The following is a 14710-nucleotide window of genomic DNA, read 5'->3' on the forward strand; positions in this document are numbered from 1 at the left end:
AAAAAAGCCAATCCGAAGATTGGCTTTCAATGTTTAGAGAAGCTTGTCTAATGAATTAAAATTTCAATAACACAGCTGACAATACAAATACGACAACCAATGCACCAATAATTTTCCAAAAATATTCAGCGATATAACTAATACATAGCCCGACAAATAAAGCCGCAATAGTCAGCGCGCCAAACCAATAACTGATGTTATTGCTCGGCGTGCCAAGAGAGAGGCAAATTATCAAGGCGATGATCAATAGCGCCCAGCCGACTAGCGTGGCTAACCGTGTTTGGCCCACACTTAACTCTTTGCTGTAGAACTGCTTTTGATGTTTAGACATGCTGTATGCCAAGGCAAAAAAACCTAAGCTACTCAGTGCCCAAATCAGGAGAAAGAGCATCATGCTTCAACCTCCTTTGTGCCACGTGCTTTTTTAACAGGCAGCCCTTTATGCTTTTTCACTTTGTAAAATGAATAGGCAAACAAGATAGCCAAAAGCCACATTGCAAGATCAAAGGATGCAATCATCCATTGGCCATTTGCCATGGTATTCCAAAGCGCTTGACCACCAGTCATGAAGTTTACAATCGGCAGTAAGGCAAAAATTGCTGTGGCAAAAGCTAAAAGTTCTAGCCACGCTTGACGATGCGTACGGAACATCGCATAAATAAGCGTTAGTAGCCAAACAATAAAGAAACTACGAATTTCTAATTCCGAACGGTTTTCAAGTTGTGCGGGAATAAAACGGTTGGCATAGAAAAATGCTGCGCAGGCAATCGGCAAACCAATAATCGCTGCAATATTGGTCACTTCAACCGTGCGGTAGCCAAATGATTTAAAGCCTTGTTTTTGCTGTTGCGGCGCACGTTTTACACACCACAGAATGAGACCTGTAGCGACCATCAGTGTGCCTACAATCCCTGAAATAAACAGCAGCCAACGTAGTGCTAAATCTACACCGCGTGCTTCATGCAGCGTAGTCACTACATTGTAAATACCCATCGGTACAGAAGGCTGCTTTAACTTGGCACTTTCGTCAGTTAAGTCTTTGCCAGTTACGCCATCAAATTGTTTACTTGCATAGACATTTCGATACGCGACACTTTCACCATGTAAGGCGCGTAGTTCAATTTTAGCTTGGTCTGTATTCGGTGCAATGATGCTAACGGTACTAATCGGATTAGTTTTCCATTCATTCTGAACCGCAGTCACGATCGGCGCTAAATTGGTCAACGGCGCAGCAACGACAGGTTGCTCTTCACGTTTAGAGCGACGATCTCCTCGACCTTCACCACGGCTCTCAGCACGATTTTCGCCTTGGTTTTGTGCAGAATTGGCACGGGTTTGCTGTGGGCGTTCGCCACGTTCTTCACGTCCTTGAGCAGATTCACGTCCTTCAGGTTTATTTTCCTGAACCAATGCACGATTTTGTTCTTGTAAAAATTGTCCACGGTTTTCATAAATACGCTCAATCCCCCAAGGCATGATTGTAAATAACAGCAGCAACAGGCCACTAAAGGTGATCATGATGTGGAAGGGAAGCGCAAATACTGCGGTTGCATTATGTGCATCGAGCCAAGAACGTTGTCCTTTACCTGAACGAAAGGTAAAGAAATCTTTAAAGATTTTTTTATGAGTAATCACACCACTAATGATGGCAACTAACATCAACAGTGTGGCTATCCCGACAAACCATCGCGTCCACATACGTGGCATACCATATAGTTCGAAATGGAAACGATAGAGAAAATTACCACCACGCGTATCGCGCGGCTCAAGCACTTCACCTGTAGCACTATCAATGTAGATTTGTTTACCGCCACGGCGTGCGCGAGGGTCTTCACCTTGTTCACGCACGGTAATTAAGGTGGCATTTTGACGCGTATTCGGCAGCAAAATATTCCAAGCACCTGCATTTGGATGATTTTGCTGTAAATAATTCAGTGCGACTTGAGTTTGTTGGACTTGTGAACTGGCTGGAACAGATTGATGCAGCTCAGGTGTCATCCAAACATTGATTTCATTTTTAAAAAAGCTCAGGGTTCCGGTCAGGAAAATAGCATACAGCAACCAACCTAAGATTAGGCTAGCCCATGTATGCAGCCAAGACATGGACTGGCGCGGTCCCTCTACTTTTGCATCAACACGCATTTTAGCTTCCCATCATCATGTAAATGGCATACAAACACACCGCAGGGATCACAATGCCTAAAGTTGCTTTGAGGGTTTTATTCACCATAAAGACCCAAATAAATGCACAGCTCCACAGGATAAATGCAATTAAAGTTGCACTCATGGCTGCACTTCCACGGTCTTCGCTAAACACATCTGCGATCACGATGGCCGATAGCATCGCGACAACATATCCGCCCACTAAAGCGAGGGCAAAGCGATAGAAAATCATCAAGCGATAGGTCAATAGAGAAGGAGTGTCTTTACGCGTTTTAGGCAGCGCAGATGTGAGGGGTGTCACAAGTGCCTCAGGTGGTGAGCTATTCATAAAATACTTAAGCGCTTGGGAATTGTATTAAAGTTAATCTAAATGATAACAATTATTATTAATAATTAGAATAATGTATTCACAAAATTATTGATTTTTCAGCATGCTGAGTAGAAATGGATTTAAAAAGAGGGGAATTGAAGGCAAAAAAATAGCGACTGAAGTCGCTATTTTAGAATGCATGAATGCATGAATGCATGAATGCTTGATTGTCTACATTATTGCTCTTGTTGAATGCCTGCAACTAACCAGTCTTGATCAGAACCCGCAGGCTTAACAAAATGCCATACTTCAGCAAATGGCTGTGGCAGGCTATTTAAGTCTTCACTTACCGTACCTGTAAAACGCACACTTACAACGTATTGACCATTTTCGTTAGCAGAATCGACAACCATAGCATTTAAGTTAGAAAACTCAGCAACGTCTTCATCTTTATTCGCCATAATGTCGTTATACATCGACTGGTAAAGATCAGGCGTTAAGTAACGCTGAATTTCAGAAATGTTGCTTGCAGTATTCATCGATTGAATGTGGTTAAAACGCTGACGTGCAACACGTAAAAATGTTGCTGGTTCTGTACCATCAGGCAATTGATTGCCGCTGTTGGTATAGGCAGCACCAAAAGGCGCGTTCGTTGCTGCAGCTGCACCAAATGGAGCATTTGAAGCTGCTGAATTACCGCCTACAGAATTACCAAAAATATTCGTATTGTCATTACCTGCACGAGGTGCGGCATTTTGCTGGCCAAACGGTGCATTGTTTGCACCGCTGTTTGGCGCATACGGATTGTTAGTGGCTAGTTTTTTTTTTGCGCCCATCTTACGGAAAATGAAGAAGGCAACAGCAGCGGCAAGTAAAATCCAGATCCAGCCTGGAATACCACCTTTCTCTTCCTGTTGTTGAGCTTGCGCTTCAGAAGCTGCTTGACCGTTATTGTCATCGGCCATCGCATTTGCAGCGACTGCACCAATTGCAGCACCAGCCACACCAGCTGCAACCATTCCGCCCACATTCGAGCCAGATTTAGCTGGAGCGCCAGCAGTTGCAGGCTGTTGAACAGGAGCAGATTGACGAGGTTGCTGATAAGACTGAGTTGGAGCAGCTTGACGGCTCATACCATGGCTTTTACCACCACCGGCACGTTTCGCTTCTGCAATCGGCGCTACCAAAAGGGCTGCTGTTAAAAGAGCAGTCATCAAACCACGCTGTCGAACTTCCATCAAATTTTCCTATATCTATATAAAGTTAAAATAGCCATCTAGTTATGCCGCCATTTGTACTGAATTTCAATAGAACATCGGTAAAAAATTGAAAATTCATTCAAAATAAACTATTCAACGTGACTAAGACTCATCGGTCAGCGTAATTGCCTGACTCAATGCCTCATGTAAACGTGCGACAGAAATAATCTCTACACCTGAAATTGGTTTTTGCGGTGCATTCCCACGCGGTAAAATAATGGTTTTGAAGCCATGCTTAATGGCTTCTTTGAGTCGTTCTTGTCCATTGGGTACAGGGCGGATTTCGCCTGAAAGTCCAACTTCGCCAAATACCGCCAAATGCTGTGGCAGGGCTTTAGCTCTTAAGCTAGAGGCGCAGGCTAAAAGTACCGCAAGGTCAGAACCTGTTTCTGTGATTTTTAAACCACCGACGACATTGACATAGACATCTTGTCCTGCAGTTTGTACGCCACCATGACGGTGCATAACCGCTAAAAGCATGTTTAAACGGTTTTGTTCTAAACCTAAGGCCACGCGCCGAGGTTGTCCGTGCGCATCATCTACCAAAGCTTGAACTTCAACCAAAAGTGGACGTGTACCTTCACGGCTAATCATGACAATGGAACCCGGAATGGCTTCATCATAACGACTCAGGAAAATAGCGGATGGGTTTGATACCTCGCGCAGTCCTTTATCAGTCATGCCAAATACACCAAGCTCGTTGACTGCACCAAAACGGTTTTTCACCGCCCGAATCATACGGAAGCGAGAGTCAGACTGACCTTCAAAATACAAAACACAATCGACCATGTGCTCAAGCACGCGAGGGCCGGCCAAAGAACCTTCTTTTGTTACGTGACCGACAATAAACAGTGCAGTGCCACTATTTTTGGCAAAGCGGGTCAGGAGTGCAGCCGATTCACGAATTTGGGAAACACCGCCCGGCGCAGACTGGAGTGTTTCGGTGTATAGGGTTTGGATCGAATCTAAAATGGCCACGGCAGGGCGTTCATGTGCCAATACTTCGCAAATACGCTCGACACAGGTTTCTGCCATGACTTTAAGTTGATCGGTCGGCAAATCTAGGCGCTGGGCACGTAGCGCCACCTGAGACAAAGATTCCTCACCTGTGACATATAAGGCAGAACTTTTACTCGCCGCCATATAGGTTGCGGTTTGTAGCAAAATAGTGGATTTACCAATGCCGGGGTCACCACCAATCAGCACAACTGAACCTGTGACCAGTCCACCACCGAGTACACGGTCAAATTCACCAATACCTGTTGCCATTCGGGTTTCATGCGAAACAGAAACTTGATTTAAGGTGGTCACAGCAGCGGCTTGACCTGCATAGCCACCGCCCATTTTAGGCTGTGCACGGTGTGTAACGGCGGGTGCAATATTGACTTCGACTAATGAATTCCATTCACCACATTCGGTACATTGACCGGCCCATTTGGGATGATCAGCACCACATTGTTCACATCGATAGACACTTTTTGCTTTCGCCATAATATTTACTGTGCACAAACTCAAATTGAGTCACAGCATAGCGGTGAATACATCGAAAAACCAAGTTTTTATCGCATGAAATGACTGTTGAAGGTCAATTGATGTCGTTTTATTTTCAATAGCTGCACTTTTATATAGTAAGCACTTTATAATAGCGCATTATATTTTTTGAAATGGGTCACCACATGACTGAACTATTACGACATATCGATGCCATTGCACGTGAAAAAAATCGTGATGTGTTATTTGTGCATTTTGAAGAATATGATCATCAACATCCTGAGAAAAATACGGTACGTAATGACGTTATGCACTGGTTTGACCTGCAAAATCTCGACTATTTCCCTTGTATGGGGCTAGAAGGTGAGTCTTTGATCGATAGCTATACAGGTGATTTATACCTTGACGTACCTTTTGATGAAAGCAGCCCTGCATATAAAACTCTCAGTGAATACCTTGAAGATGAACAAGGGAACATGAAAATTCAGGGGGTATTGTTCTTTTCTTTATCCTTGGAAATTGCCCTAGAAATCGAAGCTGATCTGATGGAAGCCAGTGCTGTAGATTCTGAATATGCTGAAAATGAGTTTGGTGACCAATTTGGTGAAGGCTTTATTGAAGATGCTGAATCAGATCCAAAAGATGAAGCGGCCAATGAAAGCAAGACGAAAAACGACAAATTTGATGATGGTCAAATTGGTACGATTCAATAAGTAAATATCGATTTTCAGTCCGAATAAAAAAGCCACGTGAATTCACGTGGCTTTTTGTTTAGCAGGGGATTAGTACAATTCACCTGATTTACGACGTTCAATAAAATCTTTCGATTCTTTTACAATGATGCCTGAGAGCAATAACAGTGCAATACAGTTTGGTGCAGCCATCAAACCGTTAAAGGTATCGGCAAATAACCAAACGAGATCGAGTGTTACGACACAGCCGACAAAGACTGATGCGATGTAAATTAAGCGATAAATCAGTACTGACTTTTCACCTAAGAGGTATGTACAGCATTTTTCACCATAATAGCTCCAACCCAGAATGGTTGAATAAGCGAAGAAAATAATACCGAAAGTTACGACCCAACCACCGAAGCCCGGAAGTAGTTTGTCAAAAACACTAATCGTCAATACAGCACCAGTTTGATCACCAAAGCTTTGTCCCGCCATGATGAAGCCCATCACAAGTACGATACCTGTAATTGAGCAAACAATGATGGTGTCTAAGAACGTACCTGTCATAGAGACAAGACCTTGACGTGCTGGATGGTCAGTTTTTGCGGCCGCAGCGGCAATAGGTGCAGAGCCCATGCCTGCTTCGTTAGAGAATACACCACGTGCTACACCATAACGAATCGCAGCACCAATCGCACCACCTGCAGCAGCTTCGCCCGTAAATGCATAGCTAAAGATCATTTTTAGTGCAGGCACAACTAATTCAAGGTTGTTGAAAATAATCATTAAGCCACCCAATACATAACCTACCGCCATAATTGGAACAATAAATGAAGAGGCTTTAGAAATGGATTTGATGCCGCCTAAAATAACGAGGGCAGAGAATATGGTGATGACTATAGCCGTGGTGAGTGTGCTGATCCCTAAGCTATTTTCCACAGCAAGCGCGACAGTATTGGACTGTACTGAACTACCAATACCAAAGGATGCCAAAGTACCAAATAGGGCAAATACCACTGCCAACCATTTCCACTTAGGCCCAAGTCCACGTTCGATGTAATACATCGGACCACCGTTCATTTCACCATTTTCATTTTTATGACGAAACTTTACAGCGAGTACACCTTCACCATATTTGGTTGCCATACCAAAGAGTGCGGTCATCCACATCCAAAACACTGCGCCTGGTCCACCGAGTACACAAGCGGTGGCTACACCAGCAATATTACCTGTACCAATGGTGGCAGAAAGTGCAGTCATGAGTGCGGCGAAATGAGAAATGTCCCCATCATGATGATCTACTTTAGGATGTTTGCCAAAGACTTGTTTGAATGCGAAAGGCAACATGCGAAATTGCCAGAAAAGTAATCGGAAGGTGAGGAATACACCTGTTCCGACAATGAGGACCAACATGTATGGGCCCCAGACCCATCCACTGAGTGTTTCCATGATATTTTGAATTTCTTGCATAGTATCTTCTTCTTATCGGCCCAGAGTGAGTGAATGCTACATTTTTGATATCTGTAGCAATTGATATGCCATTGTTAGAAACTTCCATGATTTTTGGCATAATTTTTTATCGTTGGTAAAATATTTTTTGCATAAAATTTAAGTTATTACAAGTAAATTGTTGTTTTATTGGTCGCTTTAAAATGTGAACTGGCGCTAAGATTTTTATATATAAGAAAAATAAATTAACTTTGTCACTTAATCCGAAAATATAGATGATGAAAAATAATTTTGTATTTTCTGAAATTTTTACGTTAATTTGTCGCAATTGGAACGCGAAGTTGAATTAAATAATGTCAAATGAAATTCATGGATCGCACGCTGATAGCGGCGATTTGAAACGAAGCTTGTCCAATCGACACCTGCAATTGATTGCGATTGGTGGTGCGATTGGTACAGGTTTATTTATGGGGTCAGGAAAGACCATCAGTTTAGCTGGTCCGTCCATCCTTATTATCTATATGATTATTGGTTTTATGGTTTTCCTCGTCATGCGTGCATTAGGCGAGTTATTACTATCAAATCTTGAATATAAATCTTTTATCGATTTTGCAACCGACTTAATCGGCCCGTGGGCAGGTTATTTTGTGGGTTGGACCTATTGGCTGTGCTGGATCACTATAGGGATTGCAGATTTATCGGCCATTATTTATTACCTGCAATTCTTTAATGGAGGTAACCCATTCTCGCCCGAAGAAGGGGTGATGATCAGTGTTGCCGCCATTGTCTTTATCATGGGTTTGAACCTTGTTACGGTTAAACTTTTTGGTGAATTAGAGTTTTGGTTTGCATTGATTAAGATTATTGCAATCGTGGTGCTCATTGGTGTCGGTCTTTGGATGATCTTTACCGGTTTTACCTCATCGACAGGTGAAATCGCATCATTCACACATTTATGGTCGCATGGTGGTCTATTCCCAACAGGTGTAACCGGCTTCTTGGCAGGTTTCCAGATCGCTATTTTTGCCTTTGTCGGCGTAGAACTCGTTGGTACTACGGCTGCAGAAACCAAAGATCCAGAGCACAACTTGCCTAAAGCTGTGAACTCGATTCCGATTCGTATCATTATTTTCTATGTGCTGGCACTTGTGATTGTGATGTCCGTTACGCCATGGAATGCCATTGACCCAAGCATTTCACCATTCGTGAACTTGTTTAGCCAAGCCGGTATTGCTGCTGCTGCGATTATTATGAACTTGGTGGTGTTGTCATCGGTCATGTCATCGATGAATAGTGGTGTGTTCTCGACTTCACGTATGTTGTTTGGTTTATCTCGTGAAGAGCAAGGTCCAAAAGCGTTTGGCCGTCTAAACTCACGTGCAGTTCCGGCAAATGCGTTGTATTTCTCGGCAGTTTGTTTACTGTTGGGTGCGGCATTACAGTATTTCGTACCGAACACGGTTGAAGCCTTCACTTTAGCAACTACACTGTCGACGATTTTATTTATCTGCGTATGGCTCATGATTATCTGGAGTTATATCGTTTACTATAAAACTCGTCCTGAGTTGCATGCGAAATCAACCTTTAAACTACCGGGTGGTTTATATACCTGTTGGCTCGTGATTATCTTCTTCATCGGCATGATTTATGTTTTGTCATTAGAAGCAGATACCATGAAAGCGCTCATGGTGAGCCCAATTTGGTTCATCATTTTGATTATTGGCTATTTCGGTTTTTATAAGAAAAAGCACCATTAATTTACATTTTTGATCTGATGTAAAAACATAAAAAGCTGCTCCTGAGGGGGCAGCTTTTTTATTTGGATATGGACTTATTTTAAGTTAAAACAGACTGTTTATTAGCGTTTCGATTTGTATTAAACAGCATTCAAATTGATATGCTATTTCAGTGAAATCAATAGCCTGATCGAGCTAGAAATAAAGACAAATAAGGATTGAAAACAGCACCATCAAATTTTGCTTAAATTTAGTGCAGAATGGCAAAAAGCTCACTTGGAATTACAGGGCTTTTCTTTTATCCGCGGGTTGATCACGTTATACTCGGAAAAATCTTTTCATTAGGTACGTTTATGTATCGTTTTATGAATTATAAAATTATTGTATTAGCAAGTGCTGTGCTGCTGACCGCTTGTGGTCAGTCTGGTGCATTGCATTTACCTTCAGATGCAAATGCAGATAAGCGCGCAAAATATCTGATTTATCCAGATACGCCTGCACAGCAAAAGCAGGAAAAACAAGCGGCTCCTGTTGCAACTGAATCGGAATCTTCAAATTCTAACCCTACACCTTAATGCTTTTATAGAAAGGATACTTTCATGAGTTTCACCCGTACGAATGGGGTATTGCATGCAGAGCAATGTTCTTTACAACAGCTTGCACAGCAATATGGCACACCGCTTTATGTTTATTCAAAAGCTACTTTTGAAAAGCATTATTCAGATATGGATCGTGCATTTAGCTTTATCGACCATCAAATTTGTTTTGCGGTAAAGTCAAACTCTAATCTTGCGGTGTTAAACGTACTTGCCAAGCAGGGCGCTGGTTTTGATATCGTGACGGGTGGTGAACTCGCACGTGTGTTAAAAGCCGGTGGTGAAGCTTCTAAAATTGTATTCTCAGGTTTGGGTAAAACTGAAGCCGATATCCAAAAAGCATTGGACGTGGGTATTGCATGTTTTAACGTTGAATCTCATGCAGAGCTAGATCGAATCCAAAAAGTTGCTGCGGCAATGGGTAAGAAAGCACCGATTTCATTGCGTGTAAATCCAGATGTGGATGCTAAAACGCATCCTTATATCTCTACGGGTTTAAAAGAAAATAAATTCGGTATTCCTTCAGACAGCGTTTTTGACACCTATGCGTATGCGGCGACATTGCCAAATCTTGAGATTATCGGGATTGATTGCCATATCGGTTCACAGTTGACTGAAACTCAGCCTTTTGTTGATGCACTTGATCGTGTCATTGTGATGATCAATCAACTGAAAGAGATGGGTATTCAGCTAAAACACATCGATATCGGTGGTGGCTTAGGCGTAACGTACAAAGACGAAGTTCCGCCTACCGTTGAAGAATATGCTCAGGCAATGCGTCCGGCTTTAGAAAAATTAGGCCTTAAGGTGTATATGGAACCGGGGCGTAGTATTTCTGCAAATGCAGGTGTGTTGTTAACTAAAGTTGATTTACTCAAACCGACCAATCATCGTAATTTTGCCATTATTGATGCTGCTATGAACGACTTAATCCGACCTGCTTTATATGAAGCATGGATGGATATTCAGGAAGTAACGCCTCGTACTGATACAGAAAAGAAAGACTGGGATGTTGTTGGCGCGATTTGCGAAACTGGCGATTTCCTCGGAAAGCAACGTCAGTTGGCGATTCAAGAAAATGACGTGCTTGCAGTATTGGGTGCAGGTGCTTATGGTTTTGTCATGAGTTCAAACTACAACAGCCGCGGACGTGCTGCTGAAGTAATGGTTGACGGTGATCAGTCTCATTTGATTCGTGAGCGTGAAACCATCGAATCATTATGGGAACGTGAACGTTTATTGCCTTAAGGAGAAATTCGAGATGTTATTAGAATTTACCAAAATGCATGGCCTTGGCAATGACTTTATGGTGGTCGATCTGATTAGCCAACGAGCTTATTTAGATACAGTGACGATTCAGCGTTTGGCCGACCGTCATTTTGGTATTGGTTTTGATCAGCTTTTGATTGTAGAACCACCTGATTTACCCAATGTCGATTTTAAATATCGTATTTTTAATGCAGATGGTTCGGAAGTTGAACAATGCGGAAATGGCGTACGTTGTTTTGCGCGCTTTGTGCATGAACGTAAGTTGACCAGCAAAACCAAAATCAAAGTACAAACCAAGTCAGGTATCGTAGAGCCTGAATTAGGTGTAAATGGTTGGGTGCGCGTCAATATGGGTTATCCACGCTTTTTGCCGCATGAAATTCCATTTATTGCGGAAGAGCCTGAAAACTTATACGACATTGCATTGGCGAATAATGAACAGCTCACCATTGATGTAGTGAGTATGGGTAATCCGCATGCAGTGACGATCGTTCCTGATGTCATTACTGCAGACGTCGCTAAAATTGGTCCACAAGTCGAATCGCATGAGCGTTTTCCACAGCGTGTAAATGCTGGTTTTATGCAAATTGTGGATGAGAAACATGCACGCTTACGTGTATTTGAACGTGGTGTCGGTGAGACTATGGCCTGTGGTACAGGTGCTTGTGCAGCGGCAGTATCAGGTATGCGTCGTGGTTTATTAGCCAATTCAGTCGAAATTGAGTTGGCAGGTGGTAAGCTACAGATTGAGTGGCAAGAAGGTGGTGTAGTCTGGATGACTGGACCAACTGCAACAGTTTACGAAGGACGCTTAGATTTAAGTTACTTCCAAGGTTAAAATCAAAGCCCTGATTCATTCAGGGCTTTTTTCATAAAATAAAAAGTGAATAAAAAATTATAATTCAATTGGATTGGAATCAACATGGAACAAATAAACGAAGAAATAAAAGAAGAAATCTTAGAACAACTTTTTCATAAAGCCTTACATGAACCCGCGTATCGACCCGAATTTTTAGCTCAGTTATTGGCAGCCAATGTGTATTGTGTGGGAACAACAGGGGGACGTGATTCACGTATTGCCGAAGATTTGATCTTGGATGAAGGCGACCGTATTCAATTGAAATCATGGGAAGATGAAACATATGATTGCGTCATTCCATTTTTTACGTCCTTGGAAAAAATGCGTTTAGCAATATCTGAAGAGGAGTCGTATATCCGGCTACCAACCAAGGCATTATTTGAAATGACTTTAGGAGCAAGGCTTGTATTGAATCCACAATCACCTGATGCGACGAAGGACTTTGTACCAGAAGAAATTCAACATTTGCTGAACGGGCAGTATATTCAGCCCTCAGAAAACTATGAAGTTACGGAAGATACGGAAGTTTTAATTGGTCAGCCGGCGGAATATCCGCAGTTTATGATTGATCAATTAAGCATTTTTTTCGGCACAGAGCGTGTGGTAAAAGCTGCTTATTTAGCGCAAATGCTGAATCAAGCTCGAGATGATTCACCGACTTTGTTGATCGGATTAGATTTAGAAGCAGGATTATCTGAACAACAAATTCAAGAATTGCACAGTAAAATTGGTCGTATCACACAGGATAGTTTAAAAGAGCAATGCCCAGTGGATTTAATCCATGTCAATCCGCACAGTGTCGATGGTGTAGAAGGGTATTTGCTTAATGAAACGCAAGCTTTTTACCAACGTGTTGATGGTAAGCCTAAGGGGTTCTTTGCTAGACTCTTTTCATAATACAGATATGTGAAATCGCTTTAGAGAACGTACCGCAACGCTAAGGCACATGTTGAAATGGGAGAAGACAGATGACGATGGATCAGAGTCAACTACTGACTATGTGGTTGAAGGAACGTGAAATTCAAAATCAGTCTAAACATACCTTGCAAGCGTATGAGCGTGATGTCAGTGATTTTCTCCAATTTTGTACAATACGCAACTTGCCACTGCATGATGTTGAAAAGTCAGATCTGCGTGAATTTGTTGCTCATAAAGTGGAACAGTTTCAGCTCAGTCCAAGTAGTTTGCAGCGCATGTTATCTTCGATTCGCCAATTTATGAAATGGGCAGAACAAGGGGATTATCTCAGTTTTAATCCCGCAGATGATTTTCAGCTCAAACGCCAATCACGTCCTTTACCTGGATTGGTCGATATTGAAACCATTAAACAAATCATGGAACAACCTGAGCCTGAAAGTGAAACTCAACGGCAACTTTGGATACGTGATAAAGCGATTTTGGAGTTGCTATATTCAAGTGGTTTACGTTTGGCTGAAGTGCAGGGCTTAACCATTCGAGATATTGATTTTAATCGCCAACTGTTACGTATTACGGGTAAAGGCAATAAAACACGCATTGTACCTTTTGGTTCTAAAGCCAAAGAGGCTGTGATGCATTGGTTGCAATTATATCCTGCATGGCATGGTGATTTTGTCCCAGAAGCCCAAGTTTTTATCACCCAAAAAGGTAATCCACTCGGGGTAAGGCAAATTGAAAATCGAGTTAAATTTCAAGCTCAACGTGCAGGTGTAAATGTCGATTTACATCCACACTTATTGCGTCATTGCTTCGCTAGCCATATGTTGTCCAATAGTGGTGACTTGCGTGCTGTACAAGAAATGTTGGGGCATAGTAATTTAACCACTACACAAATTTATACCCATGTGGATTTTGATCGATTGGCACAAGTTTATGATCAAGCCCATCCACGGGCGCAGCATAAAGATTCGTAACAATTGCAAATACGACTTTAGCTCGTAGTGGTCTAAATATTGCTTAAATTTATAGGCTAGATTTCATATTTTGCATCCAAAAGTGGTCTGCTTCATGAAAGTTAAATAAGGATGTGAAAAAATATTGGTAAAATTGACCGACATTTTGAACTATTGTCGCATTATAAAAATTCAAATTATCGGGTATAAAAATTGTCCATTATTGAATTGACGTAAGTGCTGAAGTGAAATTCGCCATTTACTAAATTGCTGTACCGTTAAAAAAATATATAGGCCATACCATGATTTCAGATATTCAAGAAAAATATGACCAGTTAAATGGTCAGCAAAAAGAAATTTTTGCAGGATACGGCTTACGCCAAATCAAACACTTTGTTGAAATTGGTTTGCCTGAAATAGAAGCTGTATTACCAGAAGGTTCACAGCTTCAAGGGATTAATGCGGATGGTAAAGTTCAGGCGTTTAATGCGGCGACGGGCCAATACTTTATTTGGATTTCGGATAAACAGTGGCAGCTTAGCAATAAAGCAACTGCTAAATTTGACAGCAAAGAAGATGCCCTCACCATTTGGCGTATTTTTGATTTGGCACAATATGAACTTATTGACCTAAGCCACATCCATCGTGACTTTTTGGAAAATCAGTCAGCCTAAACCATAGGGCAAATAAACTACTCATGGGCGATCTTCATTGGAATTGAATGTTTAGCCCTTATATCACTCGCTCCATAACATGTTGAGATGCTTGTGGGCAGAGTGTTAGAGTGTTAATCTTCTTTGCATAGCTTAGTTGCCTAAACAAAAAATTCTAAATGCCAATTCGTTTCGCTGCTTAGTAATTCAATTCGTTTAGTTTTGATAGCGAGAGCCTGTCAATCCAATCAATGGTTTTCCTACTTGAGCAATTGAGCTCAAAGACCTCCTAGATGTTTCCTATTCAATTGCTGCAAATGTGCTGCAAATCATTATTTTTCTTTGCTTAAAATATAATGAAATACCGCAAAGCTAAGTAT

At 41.8% G+C, this 14710-nt stretch carries 13 protein-coding genes and 1 pseudogene; 8 read left to right on the top strand and 6 right to left on the bottom strand.

Annotation, left to right across the window (positions count from 1 at the left end):
- Positions 1 to 55: 55 nt before the first annotated feature.
- From FTU05_RS03640 to radA, 5 genes are all read right to left on the bottom strand, one after another.
- Positions 56 to 394: a DUF3325 domain-containing protein gene (locus FTU05_RS03640; protein WP_180039614.1), complete on the bottom strand. Its 339-nt coding sequence runs from the start codon at positions 392 to 394 to the stop codon at positions 56 to 58.
- Entirely contained in the window at positions 391 to 2142 is a 1752-nt protein-coding gene (locus FTU05_RS03645) for a PepSY domain-containing protein (protein ID WP_180164241.1), read from the bottom strand. Before FTU05_RS03645 ends, FTU05_RS03640 begins: the two co-directional genes overlap by 4 nt.
- 1 nt (position 2143) lies before the next feature.
- On the bottom strand, positions 2144 to 2491 hold the full coding sequence (locus FTU05_RS03650) for a hypothetical protein (RefSeq protein ID WP_078192079.1): 348 nt from the start codon (positions 2489 to 2491) through the stop codon (positions 2144 to 2146).
- 218 nt (positions 2492 to 2709) lie between these two features.
- Positions 2710 to 3711 (bottom strand): Tim44 domain-containing protein, encoded by a 1002-nt coding sequence (locus FTU05_RS03655; protein WP_180020733.1) that lies wholly within the window; start codon positions 3709 to 3711, stop codon positions 2710 to 2712.
- Positions 3712 to 3834: 123 nt separating this feature from the next.
- Entirely contained in the window at positions 3835 to 5223 is a 1389-nt protein-coding gene (gene radA, locus FTU05_RS03660) for a DNA repair protein RadA (protein ID WP_180003350.1), read from the bottom strand.
- A 185-nt stretch (positions 5224 to 5408) separates the two neighbouring features.
- Here radA and FTU05_RS03665 point away from each other — a divergent pair.
- Positions 5409 to 5765: pseudogene (locus FTU05_RS03665) on the top strand (hypothetical protein); the annotation flags it as partial.
- Positions 5766 to 6005: 240 nt separating this feature from the next.
- Here FTU05_RS03665 and FTU05_RS03670 read toward each other — a convergent pair.
- Positions 6006 to 7367 carry a sodium:alanine symporter family protein gene (locus FTU05_RS03670; RefSeq protein WP_180039618.1) on the bottom strand — a complete coding sequence of 454 codons (1362 nt, stop codon included), beginning with the start codon at positions 7365 to 7367 and terminating at the stop codon, positions 6006 to 6008.
- A 332-nt stretch (positions 7368 to 7699) separates the two neighbouring features.
- Here FTU05_RS03670 and FTU05_RS03675 point away from each other — a divergent pair, with 332 nt between their 5' ends.
- From FTU05_RS03675 to FTU05_RS03705, 7 genes are all read left to right on the top strand, one after another.
- Complete coding sequence (locus FTU05_RS03675; RefSeq protein WP_078192075.1) at positions 7700 to 9103, top strand: amino acid permease; 1404 nt, start codon at positions 7700 to 7702, stop codon at positions 9101 to 9103.
- Between the two features lie 344 nt (positions 9104 to 9447).
- Positions 9448 to 9657 carry a lipoprotein gene (locus FTU05_RS03680; protein WP_372491094.1) on the top strand — a complete coding sequence of 70 codons (210 nt, stop codon included), beginning with the start codon at positions 9448 to 9450 and terminating at the stop codon, positions 9655 to 9657.
- Between the two features lie 24 nt (positions 9658 to 9681).
- The gene (gene lysA / locus FTU05_RS03685) at positions 9682 to 10926 is read left to right on the top strand and encodes a diaminopimelate decarboxylase (RefSeq protein WP_180020737.1); all 1245 of its coding nucleotides are present in this window, start codon (positions 9682 to 9684) and stop codon (positions 10924 to 10926) included.
- Positions 10927 to 10939: 13 nt separating this feature from the next.
- A complete protein-coding gene (dapF, locus tag FTU05_RS03690) occupies positions 10940 to 11785 on the top strand; it encodes a diaminopimelate epimerase (RefSeq protein WP_180026692.1) in 846 nt (281 codons plus the stop codon).
- A gap of 84 nt (positions 11786 to 11869) precedes the next feature.
- On the top strand, positions 11870 to 12703 hold the full coding sequence (locus FTU05_RS03695; protein WP_168378269.1) for an enhanced serine sensitivity protein SseB C-terminal domain-containing protein: 834 nt from the start codon (positions 11870 to 11872) through the stop codon (positions 12701 to 12703).
- Between the two features lie 71 nt (positions 12704 to 12774).
- Positions 12775 to 13698, top strand: coding sequence for a tyrosine recombinase XerC (locus FTU05_RS03700; protein ID WP_180008330.1), 924 nt, complete (start codon positions 12775 to 12777; stop codon positions 13696 to 13698).
- 281 nt (positions 13699 to 13979) lie between these two features.
- Positions 13980 to 14351 carry a hypothetical protein gene (locus FTU05_RS03705; RefSeq protein WP_218953234.1) on the top strand — a complete coding sequence of 124 codons (372 nt, stop codon included), beginning with the start codon at positions 13980 to 13982 and terminating at the stop codon, positions 14349 to 14351.
- Positions 14352 to 14710 lie beyond the last annotated feature (359 nt).

Origin of the sequence: Acinetobacter sp. YH12049, from assembly GCF_013419875.1 — a bacterium.
GTDB lineage: Bacteria > Pseudomonadota > Gammaproteobacteria > Pseudomonadales > Moraxellaceae > Acinetobacter > Acinetobacter amyesii.